15 protein-coding genes are annotated in these 18,010 nt (G+C 71.4%); 10 read left to right on the forward strand and 5 right to left on the reverse strand.

The annotated features are described in order from the left end of the window. Window positions 1–7: 7 nt before the first annotated feature. Together DNK56_RS28100 and DNK56_RS28105 are read right to left on the reverse strand one after the other, a co-directional pair. A complete protein-coding gene (locus DNK56_RS28100; RefSeq protein WP_111338578.1) occupies window positions 8–850 on the reverse strand; it encodes a glutamate ABC transporter substrate-binding protein in 843 nt (280 codons plus the stop codon). Between the two features lie 71 nt (window positions 851–921). Further along, complete coding sequence (locus DNK56_RS28105) at window positions 922–1,710, reverse strand: amino acid ABC transporter ATP-binding protein (protein ID WP_111338579.1); 789 nt, start codon at window positions 1,708–1,710, stop codon at window positions 922–924. Window positions 1,711–2,037: 327 nt separating this feature from the next. On the opposite strand from DNK56_RS28105, the gene DNK56_RS28110 reads away from it, so the two are divergent. Together DNK56_RS28110 and DNK56_RS28115 are read left to right on the forward strand one after the other, a co-directional pair. Beyond that, on the forward strand, window positions 2,038–2,730 hold the full coding sequence (locus tag DNK56_RS28110) for a response regulator transcription factor (RefSeq protein ID WP_111338580.1): 693 nt from the start codon (window positions 2,038–2,040) through the stop codon (window positions 2,728–2,730). 15 nt (window positions 2,731–2,745) lie between these two features. Next, window positions 2,746–4,140 carry a sensor histidine kinase gene (locus DNK56_RS28115; RefSeq protein ID WP_111338581.1) on the forward strand — a complete coding sequence of 465 codons (1,395 nt, stop codon included), beginning with the start codon at window positions 2,746–2,748 and terminating at the stop codon, window positions 4,138–4,140. Window positions 4,141–4,152: 12 nt separating this feature from the next. Here the strand turns inward: DNK56_RS28115 and DNK56_RS28120 are convergent, their stop codons facing one another. Next, entirely contained in the window at window positions 4,153–5,151 is a 999-nt protein-coding gene (locus DNK56_RS28120) for a TAXI family TRAP transporter solute-binding subunit (RefSeq protein ID WP_111338582.1), read from the reverse strand. A gap of 135 nt (window positions 5,152–5,286) precedes the next feature. On the opposite strand from DNK56_RS28120, the gene miaB reads away from it, so the two are divergent. After that, window positions 5,287–6,807, forward strand: a complete 1,521-nt coding sequence (gene miaB / locus DNK56_RS28125) for a tRNA (N6-isopentenyl adenosine(37)-C2)-methylthiotransferase MiaB (protein WP_199563602.1) — start codon at window positions 5,287–5,289, stop codon at window positions 6,805–6,807. Window positions 6,808–6,901: 94 nt separating this feature from the next. Then, window positions 6,902–7,615 carry a class III extradiol dioxygenase subunit B-like domain-containing protein gene (locus tag DNK56_RS28130; RefSeq protein ID WP_111338584.1) on the forward strand — a complete coding sequence of 238 codons (714 nt, stop codon included), beginning with the start codon at window positions 6,902–6,904 and terminating at the stop codon, window positions 7,613–7,615. A gap of 65 nt (window positions 7,616–7,680) precedes the next feature. Here the strand turns inward: DNK56_RS28130 and DNK56_RS28135 are convergent, their stop codons facing one another. Continuing rightward, window positions 7,681–9,351, reverse strand: coding sequence for an IS1182 family transposase (locus DNK56_RS28135; protein WP_111338508.1), 1,671 nt, complete (start codon window positions 9,349–9,351; stop codon window positions 7,681–7,683). 137 nt (window positions 9,352–9,488) lie between these two features. After that, window positions 9,489–9,728 (reverse strand): antitoxin, encoded by a 240-nt coding sequence (locus DNK56_RS28140; RefSeq protein ID WP_111338585.1) that lies wholly within the window; start codon window positions 9,726–9,728, stop codon window positions 9,489–9,491. A 145-nt stretch (window positions 9,729–9,873) separates the two neighbouring features. On the opposite strand from DNK56_RS28140, the gene miaA reads away from it, so the two are divergent. The 6 genes from miaA to hflX all read left to right on the forward strand — a co-directional run bounded on the left by miaA (window position 9,874) and on the right by hflX (window position 17,932). Then, complete coding sequence (gene miaA / locus DNK56_RS28145; protein WP_111338586.1) at window positions 9,874–10,812, forward strand: tRNA (adenosine(37)-N6)-dimethylallyltransferase MiaA; 939 nt, start codon at window positions 9,874–9,876, stop codon at window positions 10,810–10,812. Window positions 10,813–10,916: 104 nt separating this feature from the next. Further along, window positions 10,917–11,399 carry a hypothetical protein gene (locus DNK56_RS28150; RefSeq protein WP_111338587.1) on the forward strand — a complete coding sequence of 161 codons (483 nt, stop codon included), beginning with the start codon at window positions 10,917–10,919 and terminating at the stop codon, window positions 11,397–11,399. 97 nt (window positions 11,400–11,496) lie between these two features. Then, complete coding sequence (gene dapF / locus DNK56_RS28155) at window positions 11,497–12,369, forward strand: diaminopimelate epimerase (protein ID WP_111338588.1); 873 nt, start codon at window positions 11,497–11,499, stop codon at window positions 12,367–12,369. A 140-nt stretch (window positions 12,370–12,509) separates the two neighbouring features. Further along, on the forward strand, window positions 12,510–14,714 hold the full coding sequence (locus tag DNK56_RS28160) for a RelA/SpoT family protein (RefSeq protein ID WP_111338589.1): 2,205 nt from the start codon (window positions 12,510–12,512) through the stop codon (window positions 14,712–14,714). A gap of 90 nt (window positions 14,715–14,804) precedes the next feature. Continuing rightward, window positions 14,805–16,259, forward strand: a complete 1,455-nt coding sequence (locus DNK56_RS28165) for a M1 family metallopeptidase (RefSeq protein ID WP_111338590.1) — start codon at window positions 14,805–14,807, stop codon at window positions 16,257–16,259. A 152-nt stretch (window positions 16,260–16,411) separates the two neighbouring features. Next, entirely contained in the window at window positions 16,412–17,932 is a 1,521-nt protein-coding gene (gene hflX, locus DNK56_RS28170) for a GTPase HflX (protein WP_111338591.1), read from the forward strand. Window positions 17,933–18,010: the final 78 nt, after the last annotated feature.

The raw sequence follows: 18,010 nt of genomic DNA on the forward strand, positions 1-18,010 counted from the left end.
CCCCGCTTCACTTGACGATGTTGCCGATCTTCGGGGCGGGCTCGTTCTTGTAGCCGGCCGGACCGAAGTTGGCCTCGACCGCCTTGTCCCAGGAGCCGTCCTCGACCATCTTGGTCAGCGCGTCGTTGACCTTCTTCTTGAGGTCGGCGTCGCCCTTCTTCAGGCCGATGCCGTAGTTCTCGTTGGTCATCTTGAAACCGGCCAGCTTGAACTTGCCCTTGTTGACGTCCTGCGAGGCGTAACCGGCCAGGATGCTGTCGTCCGTGGTCAGCGCGTCGACGGCGCCGTTCTCCAGGCCGGTCAGGCACTCGGAGTAGCCGCCGTACTCCTGGAGCTGGGCCTTCGGGGCCAGGTCCTTCTTGACGTTCTGCGCCGACGTCGAGCCGGTGACCGAGCAGAGCTTCTTGTCGTTGAGGTCCTCGGGCTTCTTGATCGAGTCGTCGTCCGCGCGGACCAGGATGTCCTGGTGAGCGAGGAGGTACGGGCCGGCGAAGTCGACCTTCGTCAGACGCTCGTCGTTGATCGAGTAGGAGGCGACGATGAACTTGACGTCACCGCGCGAGATCGCCGTCTCGCGGTCGGCACTCTTCGTCTCCTTGAACTCGATGTTGTCCGCGGAGTAGCCGAGTTCCTTGGCGACGTACCGCGCGACATCGACGTCGAAGCCGGTGTACTTGCCGTCCGGCGTCTTCAGGCCGATACCGGGCTGGTCGATCTTGATGCCGATGGTGATCTTCTTGCCGTCGCCGGAGCCGGCCGCGTCGTCCTTGTCGTCGGAGCCGCAGGCGGTGGCGGTGAGGGCGAGAGCGAGCACGGCGGCCGAGGCGGCGGTGACCTTACGAAGCTGCATGATGAGATTCCCCTGGGGTTGACGCGATGTGAGTGATCAGCAGATACGGAAGCCCGGTGCTGAAGGCTCCATCAGTGGTGAAGGATCTTCGAAAGGAAGTCCTTGGCCCGGTCGCTGCGCGGGTTGCTGAAGAACTGGTCGGGTGTGGCCTCTTCGACGATCTTTCCGTCCGCCATGAAGACGACCCGGTTGGCCGCGGAGCGGGCGAAGCCCATCTCGTGCGTGACGACGACCATCGTCATGCCCTCGCGGGCGAGCTGCTGCATGACCTCCAGCACCTCGTTGATCATCTCCGGGTCGAGCGCCGAGGTCGGCTCGTCGAAGAGCATGACCTTCGGGTCCATGGCCAGGGCCCGCGCGATCGCCACGCGCTGCTGCTGGCCGCCGGACAGCTGGGAGGGGTACTTGTCGGCCTGGGTGCCGACGCCCACCCGGTCGAGCAGCGAACGCGCCTTGTCCTCGGCGGCCTTCTTGTCCGCCTTGCGGACCTTCAGCTGGCCGAGCGTCACGTTCTCCAGGACCGTCTTGTGGGCGAAGAGGTTGAACGACTGGAAGACCATGCCGACGTCGGCACGCAGCCGGGCCAGCTCCTTGCCCTCCTCGGGCAGCGGCTTCCCGTCGATCGAGATCGAGCCCGAGTCGATCGTCTCCAGTCGGTTGATCGTGCGGCACAGCGTGGACTTCCCGGACCCGGACGGCCCGATGACGACCACGACCTCACCGCGGGCGATCGTCAGGTCGATGTCCTGGAGCACATGCAGTGCGCCGAAGTGCTTGTTGACGTTGCTCAGCACGACCAGATCGCCGGCGGGCGCGGGTGCAGCGTCCTCGGCGCCCTTGGTCACTGAAACTCCGCTCATCGGCTTCTAGCTCCGTCCTCCTCGGTTGGGAAGGACCCTAGTGACGCAGTGCTACCAACGTCATTACATCTGAGCGGAAATTGAGCATAACGATCCGGCGGCAACCGGACACACCGCGTGAAGGGGGCGTCACGCCAGTCGTACAGGGCGTACCGGGTGCATAACGGAAACCTGGATGTATCGGACAGGCCCTTGACTGTCCACCCCTCATCGGCGTGGATTCCCTGGTACACCCCTATGTGGAACACCCCGGAACGGGGAAGTGACCAGGGGCGTACACGACCGTACGCACACACCGACACACGCCACCGTCGGAGAGGGGGTTCCATGAGACTGCTGCTCGTCGAGGACGACAACCATGTCGCCGCCGCCCTGTCCGCGATCCTCGCCCGGCACGGCTTCCAGGTGGTCCACGCCCGCAGCGGGGACGAGGCCCTCCAGGCCCTTCTGCCCACCGACACCGAGCCGTTCGGCGTCGTGCTCCTCGACCTCGGGCTGCCCGACCAGGACGGCTACGAGGTGTGCGGCAAGATCCGCAAGCGCAGCTCGGTGCCCGTGATCATGGTGACCGCCCGCGCCGACGTACGCTCCCGCATCCACGGGCTCAACCTCGGCGCCGACGACTACGTGACCAAGCCGTACGACACCGGCGAACTGCTCGCCCGCATCCACGCGGTCAGCCGGCGCAAGGCGAGCAACGAGGACACCGTGTCCACCCCCGTCGCCGCACTGCGCCTCGGCCACGTCAGCATCGAGCTGCCGACCCGCCGGGTCAGCGTCGACGGCGCCGAGGTCCAGCTCACCCGCAAGGAGTTCGACCTGCTCGCCCTGCTCGCACAGCGGCCCGGCGTGGTCTTCCGCCGCGAACAGATCATCAGCGAGGTGTGGCGCACCAGCTGGGAGGGAACAGGGCGCACGCTGGAGGTGCACGTCGCCTCGCTGCGCTCCAAACTCCGGCTGCCCGCACTGATCGAGACGGTGCGCGGGGTCGGCTACCGCCTCGTCTCCCCGCACGCGTAGAGGCGTTCGTCCCCGGTGCGTACCCGGCTGCTCCCGCTGCTCATCGTCCTGATGGCGAGCGTGCTGCTCGCGCTCGGCTTCCCGCTCGCCGTCAGCGTGGCGGCCGCCGAGCAGCAACGCGTCGTGATCGACCGGATCGACGACACGGCCCGCTTCGCCGCCCTCGCCCAGTTCATCACCGAACGCACCAACGGCTACGACGAGCGGCGCCGTACCCTCCAGACCGAACTGGAAACGTACGACTCCGTGTACGGCATCCGGGCCGGCGTCTTCTACCGCGACGACTCCGCCATGGCCAAGGCCCCGGCCTCCTGGCGGCTGCCCGTCGAGGGCGAGGGCCGCGCCGCGTTCAACGAGGCACTGCTCGGCCGCCGCAGCCACGACCCGCCGCAGGTCTGGCCCTGGCAGGACGGCCGCGTGGTCGTCGCCTCACCCGTCGTACGCGACGGAGACGTCATCGCCGTCGTCGTCATCGACTCGCCGACCGGCCAGATGCGCGCCGACACCCTGCGCGGCTGGCTGCTCGTCGCGGCCGGCGAGGCGATCGCGATGCTGGTCGCCGTGGGCGCCGCCATCCGCCTCACCGGCTGGGTGCTGCTCCCCGTCAAGACCCTGGACGCCGCCGCCCACGACATCGCCAGCGGCCGGATGCGCTCCCGCGTCGTCGCCTCCGGCGGCCCCCCGGAACTCCGGCGGCTGGCCCGCTCGTTCAACGAGATGGCCGACAACGTAGAGGACGTGCTGGAGCAGCAGCGCGCCTTCGTCGCCGACGCCTCCCACCAGCTGCGCAACCCGCTGGCCGCGCTGCTCCTGCGCATCGAACTGCTCGCCCTCGAACTCCCCGAGGGCAACGAGGAGATCGCCTCCGTACGCACCGAGGGCCGCCGCCTCGGACAGGTCCTCGACGACCTGCTCGACCTGGCACTCGCCGAGCACGCCGAGAGCGACCTCCAGCTCACCGACATCGGCGCGCTCACCGCCGAACGGGTCGCGTCCTGGCGCCCGGTCGCCGAGGAGAAGGGCGTCCGGCTGCGCGCGGGAGGGCCGCCCGCCGTCACCGCATGGGCCGACCCCATCGCCCTGTCCAGCGCCCTCGACGCCATCATCGACAACGCCCTCAAGTTCACCCCGGCCGGCGAGGAGGTCGACGTCACCGTCGCCTCCGGCAGCCGGCACGTCACGGTCGTCGTCGCGGACGGCGGACCCGGCCTCACCGACCAGGAACTCGAACGGGTCGGCGACCGCTTCTGGCGCAGCTCCCAGCACCAGAACATCCAGGGCTCGGGCCTCGGCCTCTCCATCTCCCGGACGCTCCTGGCAGCCGGCGGCGGCTCGCTGTCGTACGCGCGCAAGGAGCCGTACGGACTGAGCGTGACGGTCTCCGTGCCGCGCCACGACCCGAAGGGCTGAGGCGCGGAGCCGTCACGGCTTGACCGAGCGGTAGTAGCGCTTGGCTCCCTCGTGCAGCGGCAGCGGATCGGTGTAGATCGCCGTCCGCAGGTCCACCAGCTGGGCCGCGTGCACCTCGCGCCCGATGCGGTCCCGGCTGTCGATGACGGTACGGGTGAACGCCTCCGTCATCGCCGCGCCCGTGCGGTCCGTGGTGACCAGCACATTGGCGACCGCCACCGTGGGAACGGCCTGGCCCTGCTGCGCCTTGCGGTACGCGTCGGCCGGCATCACGGCCGAACGGTAGTAGCGCGTCGGGCCGCCCGCCGCCTGGAGCCGCTTGATCAGGGCGTCCTCCAGCGGCACGAGCCGCACCGGGAACCGGTCCGACAGATCGGCCACCGCCGTCGTCGGCAGCCCGCCGGACCAGAAGAACGCGTCGAGCTCACCCTCCTCCAGCAGCTTCGGCATGGTGTCGATGCCCACCGACAACGGCGTCACATCCTCGACGGGGTCCAGCCCCGCCGCCGTCATCAGCCGGTCCGCGACCAGCTTCACCCCCGACCCCGGCTGCCCCACCGCGACCCTGCGGCCCCGCAGATCCGCCACGCTCCCGATGTCCGAATCCCGCTTCACGACCAGCTGTATGTAGTCGTCGTACAGCCGCACACAGCCGCGCAGCCGCTCGTAGCCGGGCTTGCGGGCACGCAGATAGGTGGCGACGGCGTCGGTGGTGGCGATGGTGAAGTCCGCCTCGCCGGCCGCGACCCTGGCGAGGTTCTGCTGCGAACCCTCGCTGGTCTGGAGCTTTATCGACACCCGGGGAAGATCCTTGGCCAGAGCACCCTTCAACCGCTCCCCGTACCGCTGGTAGACGCCGCTGCGCACCCCCGTACTGAACGACAGGCTGCCCGTGGGTTCCGGATCGCCGAGCGGGAACAGCCACCAGAGCAGCGTGCCGAGCACGACGGCGAGAGCGGCGCCCGCCCGGACGGAGCGGCGCCGGCCGATTCGGGACAGGGCCGGGAGCATGGCGGCGATCCTGCCAGGTGGCCACCGGCCCTGGCCAGGGCCGTCCGCCGGATCACCCGCCGCTCGCCCACCGGACCGCCCGCCGGATCGCCCGCCCGAGGCGGACGGGTGCCGGGCAGCGCCTACCCTTGTCGCATGAGCAGCGGCAACCGGAGCGAAGCAGTGGACGTCAGAAGAAGCTATGAGGTGCGCACCTACGGGTGCCAGATGAACGTCCACGACTCCGAGCGTTTGTCGGGGCTCCTGGAGGACGCCGGATACGTCCGGGCGCCCGAGGGCTCCGACGGCGACGCCGACGTCGTCGTCTTCAACACCTGCGCCGTCCGCGAGAACGCCGACAACAAGCTGTACGGCAACCTCGGCCGGCTCGCCCCGATGAAGACCAAGCGCCCCGGCATGCAGATCGCCGTCGGCGGCTGCCTCGCCCAGAAGGACCGCGACACCATCGTCCGGCGCGCCCCCTGGGTCGACGTCGTCTTCGGCACGCACAACATCGGCAAGCTGCCCGTGCTGCTGGAGCGCGCCCGCGTCCAGGAGGAGGCGCAGGTCGAGATCGCCGAGTCCCTGGAGGCCTTCCCCTCCACGCTGCCCACCCGCCGCGAGTCCGCGTACGCCGCGTGGGTCTCCATCTCCGTGGGCTGCAACAACACCTGCACCTTCTGCATCGTCCCGGCCCTGCGCGGGAAGGAGAAGGACCGCCGCACCGGCGACATCCTCGCCGAGATCGAGGCCCTGGTCGCCGAAGGCGTCTCCGAGATCACCCTCCTCGGACAGAACGTCAACGCGTACGGCTCCGACATCGGCGACCGGGAGGCGTTCTCCAAGCTGCTGCGCGCCTGCGGGAAGATCGAGGGCCTGGAGCGCGTCCGCTTCACCTCGCCGCACCCCCGCGACTTCACCGACGACGTCATCGCCGCCATGGCCCAGACGCCCAACGTGATGCCGCAGCTGCACATGCCGATGCAGTCCGGATCGGACAAGGTCCTCAAGGCGATGCGCCGCTCGTACCGGCAGGAACGCTTCCTCGGCATCATCGAGAAGGTCCGCGCCGCGATGCCCGACGCCGCCATCTCCACCGACATCATCGTCGGCTTCCCCGGCGAGACCGAGGAGGACTTCGAGCAGACCATGCACGCGGTCCGCGAGGCCCGCTTCGCGAACGCCTTCACCTTCCAGTACTCCAAGCGGCCCGGCACCCCCGCCGCCGACATGGAGGGGCAGATCCCCAAGGAGGTCGTCCAGGAACGCTACATGCGCCTGTCCGCCCTCCAGGAGGCGATCTCCTGGGACGAGAACAAGAAGCAGATCGGCCGCACCCTGGAGGTCATGGTCGCCGAGGGCGAGGGCCGCAAGGACGGAGCCACCCACCGGCTGTCCGGCCGCGCCCCCGACAACCGCCTGGTCCACTTCACCAAGCCGGACCAGGACGTGCGCCCCGGCGACGTGGTGACCGTCGAGATCACCTACGCCGCCCCGCACCACCTGCTCGCCGAGGGCGCCCCGGTCGCGGTGCGCAGGACCCGCTCGGGCGACGCCTGGGAGAAGCGCAACGCGGCCGAGGCCGCCAAGCCGGCCGGCGTCATGCTCGGCCTGCCCGGCATCGGCGCCCCGGCGCCCCTGCCCGCGACGGCCGCGCCGGGCTGCGGCTGCGACTGAGCCCTCGGGCGACGGGGCGGGGCGCGCGGTCCGGCGCCCGCCCCGCCGCGCACCCCGTGAGGCGACGAGCACGTCCCGCAGTACGCTGCCGACCATGCTTGTCGCCGCCGCAGTCTGCCCCTGTCCGCCACTGCTCGTCCCCGATGTGGCCGCCGGTGCCGCGCCCGAACTGGACGCCGCCCGCACGGCGTGCACCGACGCCCTGGGCGTCCTCGCGGCCTCCCGGCCCGACCTGCTCGTGGTGATCGGCCCGGCCGCGCAGGCCGGGCGCGGTCCCCACCCGGAGGGGGCCGCCGGCGACTTCCGCGCGTTCGGCGTCGAGCTGCGGGTTCGGCTCGGCCGGGACCGGGGAACACCGCCGGACCGCCCGCTGCCGCCGTCGCTCGCCGTGGGCGCCTGGCTGCTGGAGCGTACGGGCTGGGCGGACGCGCCCGTCGAGGGCCTCGGCGTGGGCGAACCCCTGGAGACCGCCCGCTGCGTGGAGACCGGGCGGGAGCTGGCCCGTCGCGCGGACCGGGTCGCCCTGCTGGTCATGGGCGACGGCAGCGCCTGCCGCACCGTGAAGGCTCCGGGCTACCTGGACGAGCGTGCCGCCCACTTCGACGCGGCCGCCGCACGGGCCCTCGGCGCCGCCGACCCGGAAGCGCTGGCCGCCCTGGACGAGGCCCTGGCGTACGAACTCAAGGCCGCCGGGCGCGCGCCCTGGCAGGTGCTCGCCGGGGCGGCCGAGGGCGCAGGGCTCGACGGGCGGCTGCTGTACGAGGACGCGCCGTACGGGGTGGGCTACCTGGTCGCCGCCTGGTCCTGAACGGACCGCCCACGGCGAAGGGCCCCGGAGCAGTCGCGGACGCTGTTGGTTTATTCGGGGCCTGCTTACTTCGCCCCGTCGATCGTTTGGTCGGCGGGGCGGAGTGCTGCGAAGTGGCTGGTGCGGGTGCGGGCTCGTGGTTGGCCGGTGAGGTGGGCGTCGATGCGGGCGAGGTTGATGGCGGCGCCGGTGAGCTGGTGCTGGAGGCTGGTCTTCGCGAGCCCGCGGTAGCGGGATCTGCGCAGGCCGCAGCGCCCGACGGCCTGGGAGATGGTGCCCTCGACACCTGCTCGGATCTTGTACCGCTCCTTCCACGTATCGGTTTGCTGCTCGGCTCGGGCAGTGCGAACGGTTTCGTGTTCGTCGCGGCCCTGCCGGAGGTTGAGCTCGCGGCGTCGTGGCGAGGGGGAGTTGACGCATTCGCGCAGGTGGGGGCAGGGGCGGCAGTCGGCCGGGCTGAAGCGGACCCGGATGACGGGCAGGTTCTGCTGGGAATGCCGCTCGGCCCACTGCGTACTGACGACACCGTTCGGGCAGGTCACCCGCTCGCGGTCCCAGTCGATGGTGAAGGCGTCCTGCCCGAAGGGACCGTCGGCCGACGCGGCGGTGTTGGCGGCCATCGGCCCGTGCAGGGCGATGCCGTGCTCCCGGCGGGCGGCAACGACCTGGCCGGCCGTGGGATATCCGGCATCGACCCAGTGCTCACCGGGCAGGCAGTCCCGCCCGGCCAGCCCGTCATGAATCTCGGGGACCGTCACACTGTCGTGGACGGTGGCGAGGGTGGTGGCCACATTCGTGATCAGGTTCGGGGCGTCCGTCTCGCAGGTCTCGGTCAGGTGAACCTTGTATCCGTCCCACAGAGTGTCCCGTTTGACGCTGCCGCGGGCCTCAACGTCATACGGGGTGACCAGGCGCAACGCGCCCGGCGGGCGGTCTTTTGGGTCCCTGCGCCTCACCTCGCCCTCCACCAGGTGGAAGTGCTGGACCCACATCTGCCGCAAGGTCTCCACCTCCGCCAGGGCACCCAGACCGGCCGGCGTGTCCGCGGCGAAGACCGCCTCAAGCAGACGCATCCCGTCACGGCCGACCCGCAGGCCCACCTCATCCCGTTTCGTGCGGGCCTTGGGAAACCGGGAGTCCTCGGCCCTGGTGGCGTAGTGCCTGAACCAGTCCGGCTCCGCGATATCCGACAGCCAGTCCGGGGCGGCCTGGGCGAGCGCGTTGAGCGCCGCGCGCAGGCTCTCGGCCACCATCTCCAGCCAGGACAGCTCACGGGCGGCCGACAGCACATGCGTGGCATCGGTGCGGGCCCGACCCGCCGTCTTGAGCAGGCCCTTCTCCCGGGCCGCGATCAGGATTCCGTCCAGTACCCGCCGCCCGGCATCGGCCTCTACCAGCCGGTCCCTGAACTCCGACAGCACCGAGAAGTCGAACCCCGGATCGTCGAGCTGGAGGCCGAGTGCGTATTTGACATCGATCCTGGCCCGGACCGCTTCCGCGGCCTGCCGGTCGGTGAGCCCTTCGAGGAACTGCAACACCAGTACCAGCGCGAGACGACCCGGTGACCAGGCAGGCCTGCCCCGTGCCGGGAACAGGTCCGCGAACTCCTCGTCGGTGAACAACGGCCCCAGCTCGTCCCTCACCCGGATCGCCAGGCTCCCCTTCGGGAACGCGGCCCGCGCCACCCGCACCGTCTCCGCCGGGATCTCCCCCGACCCCTTCGGCTGCAACGACATCCGCACCCACCCCATACGACAACGTCGGCCTTCAAGACCACAACCGGGTCTCGAAGGCCGACGTCACGCTCGGCCCCGAATTCGCCAACAGCGTCCAGTCGCGCTCCGGGGCCCCTCCGCGTCTACGCCGGAGCGCGTCAGGCGGCCGGCGGCGGCGTCGTGCCGTCGTTCTTGTTCGCCAGCTTGTCCACCGCGTCCTTGGCCTTCTGCCGGCCGGTCACGATCTTGTCGCTGTACTTGCCCTTGGTCTTCTGGTCCACCGTACGGGCGGCCTTCTCCAGGCCCTGGTCGATCTTGTCCCCGTGCTGCTGCGCGAGGTCGCTGACCTTCTCCTTCGCCGGGGCCAGCTTCGCCTTCACACTGTCCATGAAGCCCATCGGGCACCTTCTCCGCTCGGAAATTGTGAGAAATAACCCATATGTACATCCAGTGTACGGGTATGCCCGCACTGTTGCGTCACCTTCCCCGTCCGAGCTTCGCTCATTCGGGATGCGAGCCGGAGGTTTGGGGGAGACTGGGCCGGTGACAAGCTCAGCTCCCGCACCCCGGGTCATCACCGTCGTCGGTCCCACCGCAGCAGGCAAGTCCGACCTGGGCGTGTACCTCGCCCAGCAGCTCGACGGCGAGGTGGTCAACGCCGACTCCATGCAGCTCTACCGGGGGATGGACATCGGCACCGCCAAGCTGACGCTCGCCGAGCGCGCGGCCGTCCCGCACCGGCTGCTGGACATCTGGGACGTCACCGAGACCGCCAGCGTCGCCGAGTACCAGCGCCTCGCCCGCGCCGAGATCGACCGGCTGCTCGCCGAGGGCCGCACCCCCATCCTGGTCGGCGGCTCCGGCCTGTACGTGAAGGGCGCCATCGACGCCCTGGAGTTCCCCGGCACCGACCCCGGCATCCGGGCCGCCCTGGAGGCGGAACTGGCCGAACACGGCTCCGGGGTCCTGCACGCGCGCCTCGCCGCCGCCGACCCCGAGGCCGCCCGCGCGATCCTCCCGAGCAACGGCCGGCGCATCGTCCGGGCCCTGGAGGTCATCGAGATCACCGGCAAGCCGTTCACCGCCAACCTCCCCGGCGACGACGCGGTCTACGACGCCGTCCAGATCGGCGTCGACGTGGAGCGCCCCGAACTCGACGAGCGCATCGCCCGCCGCGTCGACCGCATGTGGGACGACGGACTCGTGGACGAGGTGCGCGACCTGGAGACGCGGGGGCTGCGCGAGGGGCGCACCGCCTCCCGCGCCCTCGGCTACCAGCAGGTGCTCTCCGCACTCGCCGGCGAGTGCAGCGAGGACCAGGCGCGCACCGAGACCGTGCGCGCCACCAAACGCTTCGCGCGCCGTCAGGACTCCTGGTTCCGCCGCGACCCGCGTGTCCAATGGCTCAGCGGCGCGGCGGAACATCGGGGGGAACTCCCGCACCAGGCCCTGGCGTTGGTCGAACGAGCGGTTACAGCCTGATCACGTGATGGCATCGGGACGCTCCGCCCGTCATTTCGGCGACGCCGGGCGTGCCATCATCGAGCATCGATCGACTGGAGTCCGAGTTGGGAGGGCGCGTGGCGATGGAGGCCGGCCCTCGCGACACGGAACAAGACACACCGGAACAAGGCGTACCGGGACAAGACCTGCCGGAACACGGCACGTCGGACAGCGGCCGCGAGGCCGCGGGCCTCAGCCCGGACGGGCCCGACGAGCTGGACGTGGCCCCCGAGGTCGAGGTGGAGCTGCGCCCCGCCCGCCGGCTGCGCATCTGGCAGCTCGCGCCCATCGTCACGCTCGCCGCGGTCGGCTCGCTGATGTTCGCCTTCCCGCTCGCCTTCGAGTTCGGGGACGGCGGCGCGGTCGTCGCCATGCTCGGCCTGCTCATCAGCTGCTGCGCCGCCGGCTGGTCCATGATGGCCGCCCGCCGCGTCGGCCACACCTGGCCGGGACTGCCGCCCAGGGGTGCGCCCCAGCGCCCCGACTGGCGGGTGGTCGCGCTCTACGCCGGCATCTGCGCCGTGCTCGTCGCACTCGCCGTCTGGCGCGTGGCCCGGCTGCGCTGACCGGCTCCCCGGACCCCCTTCCGTACGCCGTCCCGTACGCCGTCCGCGTGCCGGGACGGTTTGCCGTGCCACCGGTGGCGCCTCGTACAGTTGTCCCGTGACCACCTCGCAGATCGCCTTCCTCAAGGGCCACGGCACCGAGAACGACTTCGTGATCGTTCCCGACCCGGACAACGCCGTCGCCCTGCCCGCCCCCGTCGTCGCCCGGCTCTGCGACCGCCGCGCCGGCATCGGCGGCGACGGCCTCCTGCACGTCGTGCGCTCCGCCGCGCACCCCGAGGCGCGGGACATGGCGTCGGACGCCGAGTGGTTCATGGACTACCGCAACGCGGACGGCTCCGTCGCCGAGATGTGCGGCAACGGCGTACGGGTCTTCGCCCGCTACCTCCAGCGTGCCGGACTCGTCGAGGAGGGCGACCTCGCCGTCGCCACACGCGGCGGCGTGAAGCAGGTCCACCTCGCCAAGAACGGCGACGTCACCGTCTCCATGGGCCGCTCCCTGCTGCCCGCCGACGGGGTCACCGTCAGCGTCGGCGGCCGCGACTGGAGCGCCCGCAACGTCAACATGGGCAACCCGCACGCCGTCGCCTTCGTGGCGGACCTGGCCCACGCCGGCGACCTGCTCGCCGAGCCCGCCTTCGCCCCCGCCGCCGTCTACCCGGACGGCGTCAACATCGAGTTCGTCGTGGACCGGGGCCCCCGCCACGTCGCCATGCGGGTCCACGAGCGCGGCTCCGGCGAGACCCGCTCCTGCGGCACCGGGGCCTGCGCGGTCGCGGTCGCGGCGGCCCGCCGGGACGGCGCCGACCCCGCGGAGACCGGCGAGCCGGTCACGTACACCGTCGATCTGCCGGGCGGCAGCCTCGTCATCACCGAGCACCCGGACGGCGGGATCGAGATGACCGGACCGGCCGTCATCGTCGCCGAGGGCACGATCGACCCCGCCTGGCTCGAAACGCCGAACGGCTAACCCTTCGCTCGAATGGGTGATCCGTTTCACGCTCGGCGAGAGCGGGACTCCGCCACGTGGTGGGCTCGGTAGCATCAAGCACCGGCCCGGAGGCGCGCCGCACCTCCCCACCGCCGGTCGACGTCGCCGGAGGTGCCCCCATGAGTGCAGAGGCCACGAGCCCAGGTACTCCCATCCGCAGGCGGAGCCGCCCCCGGATCGACCTCCGCAGGATCGGCAGGGCCGCCCTGTTCGGGCCGGTCTCCCGGGACGGCCTCCCCGACGCCATCGCGCACGTCGCCGAGGCGCACCGGGCCCACCACCCCGACGCCGACCTCGCCGTCCTGCACCGCGCCTACCTCCTCGCCGAGACCTCGCACCGGGGCCAGATGCGCAAGAGCGGCGAGCCCTACATCACCCACCCCCTCGCCGTCACCCTGATCCTCGCCGAGCTGGGCGCGGAGACCACGACGCTCACCGCCTCCCTGCTGCACGACACGGTCGAGGACACCGAGGTCACCCTCGACCAGGTACGGGAACAGTTCGGCGAAGAGGTCTGCTACCTCGTCGACGGCGTCACCAAACTCGAAAAGGTGGACTACGGGGCCGCCGCCGAACCCGAGACCTTCCGCAAGATGCTGGTCGCCACCGGGGACGACGTACGCGTCATGTCCATCAAGCTCGCCGACCGGCTGCACAACATGCGCACCCTCGGCGTGATGCGCCCCGAGAAACAGGCCAGAATCGCCAAGGTCACCCGCGACGTACTCATCCCCCTCGCGGAACGGCTCGGCGTCCAGGCCCTCAAGACCGAGCTGGAGGACCTGGTCTTCGCCATCCTCCACCCCGAGGAGTACGCCCGCACCAGCGAGCTGATCACCGGCGCGGCCCAAGGGCCCGACCCCCTCGGCACCATGGCGGGCCGGATCGCCTCGGTGCTGCGAGAGGCGGGCATCTCCGCCGATGTCCAGGTCAGACCCCGCCACTTCGTCTCCGTCCACCGCGCCCGCATCAAGCGCGGCGAACTGCGCGGCAGCGACTTCGGACGCGTCCTGGTGCTCGTCGGGGAGGACGCCGACTGCTACGCCGTCCTCGGCGAGCTGCACACCTGCTTCACCCCGGTGATCTCCGAGTTCAAGGACTTCATCGCCGCCCCCAAGTTCAACCTGTACCAGTCGCTGCACACCGCGGTCGTCGGCCCGGACAGCGAGGTCGCCGAGATCCTCATCCGCACCCACCGCATGCACAAGGTCGCCGAGGCCGGCGTCGTCGCGCTCGGCAATCCGTACGCCCCCGACCCCGCCCCCCAGAGCGCCGAGGGCCCCCGGACCGCCGAAACCCCCCAGCCCGCCGAACCGGCCGACGGGGAGCGCGCCGACCCCACCCGCCCCGGCTGGCTCTCCCGGCTCCTCCAGTGGCAGCGGTCCGCACCCGACCCCGACACCTTCTGGACCACCCTGCGCGCCGACCTCGCCCAGGACCGCGAGATCACCGTCTTCCGCACGGACGGCGGCACGCTCGGCCTGCCCGCCGGGGCCAGCTGCGTCGACGCCGCCTACGCCCAGCACGGGAACGCCGCCCACGCCTGCATCGGCGCACGCGTGAACGGCCGGCTGGCCACCCTCAGCACCGTCCTCAAGGACGGCGACACCGTACAGCCGCTGATCGCCGAGGACGCCGCGTCCGGCCCCTCGCCCCGCTGGCTCGACCACGCGCGCACGCCCGCCGCCCGCATCGCCATCACCGGCTGGCTCGAAGCCCATCCCCAGGCGGCCGAGGCACACCCCCCGGCCGCCGAAGCCCACCCGCAAGCCGCCGACAGCCGTCCCCGGGGCGACGCGGGACAGCAGACCGCGGACCGCGACCCGCGACCGGCCCCGCCCGCCGCGCCCAGGACCGCCAGGGCCCACACCGCGACCGCCGTCGCCGGCCGGCCGGACGCCTTCGTACGGCTCGCCGGCTGCTGCACCCCCGTGCCCCCCGACGAGGTCACCGGCTTCCCCGTACGCGGCGGCGCCGCCGTCACCGTGCACCGCCTGGAGTGTCCGGCGGTCGCCCGTATGAACGCGGCGGGCCGCACCCCCGTCGCGGTGAGCTGGGGCGACGAGCAGGCGTGCCGGGTGACCCTGGTCGCCGAATCGTTCGGCCGCCCCCGGCTCCTCGCCGACCTCACCGAGGCCATCGCGGGCGCCGACGCGGCGGTCATCTCCGCCACCGTGGAGCCCCCCAGCGAACAGCGCGTACGGCACACCTACACACTGCGGCTCCCGGACGCGGCCGGACTGCCCGCGCTGATGCGGGCCATGCGCGAGGTGCCCGGCGTGTACGACGTGAGCCGCGCCAAGGGCCTGTCCGGCACGCACTGACCGGGCGCGGCGCCCGGCGGCGCGTTCTCATTCGAGTGGCACGGCGCGCGCCGCCCCCTGCGGACGGGGCGGCGCTGATAGCCGTAGTCCATGCCGTTCCTCACCCGCCGCTCGCGGGCCGTCACGCTGGCCGCCGCCTCGGCCGCGCTCGTCGCCGCCACCCTGCCCTCCGCCTCGGTGCCCCTCGGCATCGGCGACCCGCTCTTCCCGCATCTCGGCAACCCCGGGTACGACGTCCTCGCGTACGACATCGGCCTCACCTACGAAGGCCGCAACGACGAGCCGCTGGAGGCCGTCACCACCATCGACGCGCTGACCACCGAGCCGCTGGAGCGGATCAACCTCGACTTCACGCGGGGCACCGTCCGCTCCGTCACCGTCAACGGGGTGGGCGCCGACTTCGAGAGCGCCGACGAGGACCTCGTCGTCAGCCCGGCGCGACGCATCCCGGCCGGCATCCCCCTGCGCATCACCGTCCGCCACACCAGCGACCCCACCGGCGAACGCGACAGCGGAGGCTGGGTACGGACGGCGGACGGGCTCGCCATGGCCAACCAGGCGGACGCCGGACACCGCGTCTTCCCGAGCAACGACCACCCCGCCGACAAGGCGTACTTCACCTTCCGCGTCACCGCGCCCGACGACCTGACCGTCGTGGCCAACGGCTTCCCCACCGGCCGCAGCCGGCACGGCGCCACCACCACCTGGACCTATCGCACCACCCACCCCATGGCCACCGAACTCGCCCAGGTCAGCATCGGCACCTCCGCCGTGGTGCACCGCACCGGACCGCACGGCCTGCCCGTACGCGACGTCGTCCCGGCGGCCGACCGGGAGCGCCTGGAGTCCTGGCTGCGCAAGACCCCCGGCCAGCTGGAGTGGATGGAGCGACAGGTCGGCCGCTACCCCTTCGAGACGTACGGCGTCCTCGTCGCCGACACGGAGACCGGGTTCGAGCTGGAGACCCAGACCCTGTCCCTCTTCGAGAAGCGCCTCTTCACCGACCCCCGCTACCCCGAGTGGTACGTCGACTCGGTCATGGTCCACGAACTGGCCCACCAGTGGTTCGGCGACAGCGTCTCGCCGCGCACCTGGTCCGACCTCTGGCTGAACGAGGGCCACGCCAGCTGGTACGAGGCGCGGTACGCCGAGGACCACGCCGACAAGCCGCTGGAGGCGCGCATGCGCAGCGCCTACACCTGGTCGGACACCTGGCGCGCCGCCGGCGGCCCGCCCGCCAGGCCCGCCGCACCCGCGCCCGGCGAGAAGATCAGCCTGTTCCGGCCGGTCGTGTACGACGGCAGCGCCCTCGTCCTGTACGCGTTGCGCCAGGAGATCGGCCACGACGCCTTCGACCGGCTGGAACGCCTCTGGGTCCGCGAGCACCGCGACTCCAACGCCGCCACGGCCGACTTCGTGCGGCTCGCCTCACAGGTCGCCGGACGCGACCTGACCGCGTTCTTCGACGGCTGGCTGTACGCGGAGAAGACCCCGCCCATGCCGGGACACCCCGACTGGCAGAGCAACGCGCCGGCCGGTGCGTAAACCCGCGTGACGCCCCGCGCGGACCGTGCCACTATCGACGAGTCGCCGCGACGCCCGCAGCGGAGGGTTTCCCCGGATTTCCCCGGTGGGAATCTTCCGGACAGGTCACGCGTTGTGACTGATACACCCACTCCTTTCGACGTAAGGATCAAATGACCTCCTCTTCTTCCCTTCCCCAGGACGCGTACAACGCGCAGAGCGCCACGGAGAACACGACCGGGAGCCTCACCGAGGGCCTTCGGGCCGACGCCCTGATGGAAGAGGACGTCGCCTGGAGCCACGAGATCGACGGGGAGCGCGACGGCGACCAGCTCGACCGCTCGGAACGTGCCGCGCTGCGGCGCGTGGCCGGACTCTCCACCGAGCTGGAGGACGTCACCGAGGTCGAGTACCGACAGCTCCGCCTGGAGCGTGTGGTGCTCGTCGGTGTCTGGACCTCGGGCACCGTGCAGGACGCCGAGAACTCGCTCGCCGAGCTGGCGGCGCTCGCCGAGACGGCCGGTGCCGAGGTGCTCGAAGCGGTCTTCCAGCGCCGTGACAAGCCCGACCCGGCCACCTACATCGGTTCCGGCAAGGCGCTCGAACTGCGCGACCTCGTCATCGAATCCGGTGCCGACACCGTCGTCTGCGACGGTGAGCTGAGCCCCGGCCAGCTGATCCACCTGGAAGACGTCGTCAAGGTCAAGGTGGTCGACCGTACCGCCCTGATCCTCGACATCTTCGCCCAGCACGCCAAGTCCCGGGAGGGCAAGGCGCAGGTCTCCCTCGCGCAGATGCAGTACATGCTGCCCAGGCTGCGCGGCTGGGGTCAGTCGCTGTCCCGCCAGATGGGCGGTGGCGGTACGAGCGGTGGCGGCGGTATGGCCACCCGAGGCCCCGGTGAGACCAAGATCGAGACCGATCGGCGCCGCATCCGCGAGAAGATGGCGAAGATGCGCCGGGAGATCGCGGAGATGAAGACCGGCCGGGAGCTCAAGCGCCAGGAACGCCGGCGCAACAAGGTCCCCTCGGTCGCCATCGCCGGCTACACCAACGCGGGCAAGTCCTCGCTGCTCAACCGCCTCACCGGGGCGGGCGTGCTCGTGGAGAACGCCCTGTTCGCCACCCTCGACCCGACCGTGCGCCGGGCCGAGACGCCCAGCGGCCGGGTCTACACCCTCGCCGACACCGTCGGGTTCGTACGGCATCTGCCGCACCACCTGGTCGAGGCGTTCCGCTCCACCATGGAGGAGGTCGGCGAGTCCGATCTCATCCTGCACGTGGTGGACGGCGCGCACCCGGTGCCGGAGGAGCAGCTCGCGGCCGTGCGCGAGGTGATCCGCGAGGTCGGCGCGACGGACGTGCCCGAGATCGTCGTGATCAACAAGGCGGACGCCGCGGACCCGCTGGTCCTCCAGCGCCTGCTGCGCAACGAGAAGCACGCGATCGCGGTGTCGGCGCGCACCGGCGCCGGGATCGACGAGCTGCTCGCCCTGATCGACAGCGAGCTGCCCCGGCCGTCCGTGGCGATCGAGGCTCTCGTGCCGTACACCCAGGGGGCTCTCGTCTCCCGGGTGCACGCCGAGGGCGAGGTCCTCTCCGAGGAGCACACCTCGGAGGGCACGCTGATCAAGGCACGGGTGAACGAGGAGCTGGCCTCCGAGCTCTCCTCGTTCGTCCCCGCGGTGCACTGAGCGCCACCGCACCGGAACAACCGAAGGCCCGTCCCCCGAGGGGGACGGGCCTTCGGCCGTCGTGGGCTCGGCGCCCCC

Source organism: Streptomyces sp. AC1-42W (genome assembly GCF_003248355.1).
In the GTDB taxonomy this organism is placed as follows: domain Bacteria; phylum Actinomycetota; class Actinomycetes; order Streptomycetales; family Streptomycetaceae; genus Streptomyces.

What these genes read in the sequence shown, in the direction of transcription:
- DNK56_RS28100 (WP_111338578.1), bottom strand. Translation starts at nt 850, where the DNA reads ATGCAGCTTCGTAAGGTCACCGCCGCCTCGGCCGCCGTGCTCGCTCTC.
- DNK56_RS28105 (WP_111338579.1), bottom strand. Translation starts at nt 1,710, where the DNA reads ATGAGCGGAGTTTCAGTGACCAAGGGCGCCGAGGACGCTGCACCCGCG.
- DNK56_RS28110 (WP_111338580.1), top strand. Translation starts at nt 2,038, where the DNA reads ATGAGACTGCTGCTCGTCGAGGACGACAACCATGTCGCCGCCGCCCTG.
- DNK56_RS28120 (WP_111338582.1), bottom strand. Translation starts at nt 5,151, where the DNA reads ATGCTCCCGGCCCTGTCCCGAATCGGCCGGCGCCGCTCCGTCCGGGCG.
- miaB (WP_199563602.1), top strand. Translation starts at nt 5,287, where the DNA reads ATGAGCAGCGGCAACCGGAGCGAAGCAGTGGACGTCAGAAGAAGCTAT.
- DNK56_RS28130 (WP_111338584.1), top strand. Translation starts at nt 6,902, where the DNA reads ATGCTTGTCGCCGCCGCAGTCTGCCCCTGTCCGCCACTGCTCGTCCCC.
- DNK56_RS28135 (WP_111338508.1), bottom strand. Translation starts at nt 9,351, where the DNA reads ATGTCGTTGCAGCCGAAGGGGTCGGGGGAGATCCCGGCGGAGACGGTG.
- DNK56_RS28140 (WP_111338585.1), bottom strand. Translation starts at nt 9,728, where the DNA reads ATGGGCTTCATGGACAGTGTGAAGGCGAAGCTGGCCCCGGCGAAGGAG.
- DNK56_RS28150 (WP_111338587.1), top strand. Translation starts at nt 10,917, where the DNA reads ATGGAGGCCGGCCCTCGCGACACGGAACAAGACACACCGGAACAAGGC.
- DNK56_RS28160 (WP_111338589.1), top strand. Translation starts at nt 12,510, where the DNA reads ATGAGTGCAGAGGCCACGAGCCCAGGTACTCCCATCCGCAGGCGGAGC.
- DNK56_RS28165 (WP_111338590.1), top strand. Translation starts at nt 14,805, where the DNA reads ATGCCGTTCCTCACCCGCCGCTCGCGGGCCGTCACGCTGGCCGCCGCC.
- hflX (WP_111338591.1), top strand. Translation starts at nt 16,412, where the DNA reads ATGACCTCCTCTTCTTCCCTTCCCCAGGACGCGTACAACGCGCAGAGC.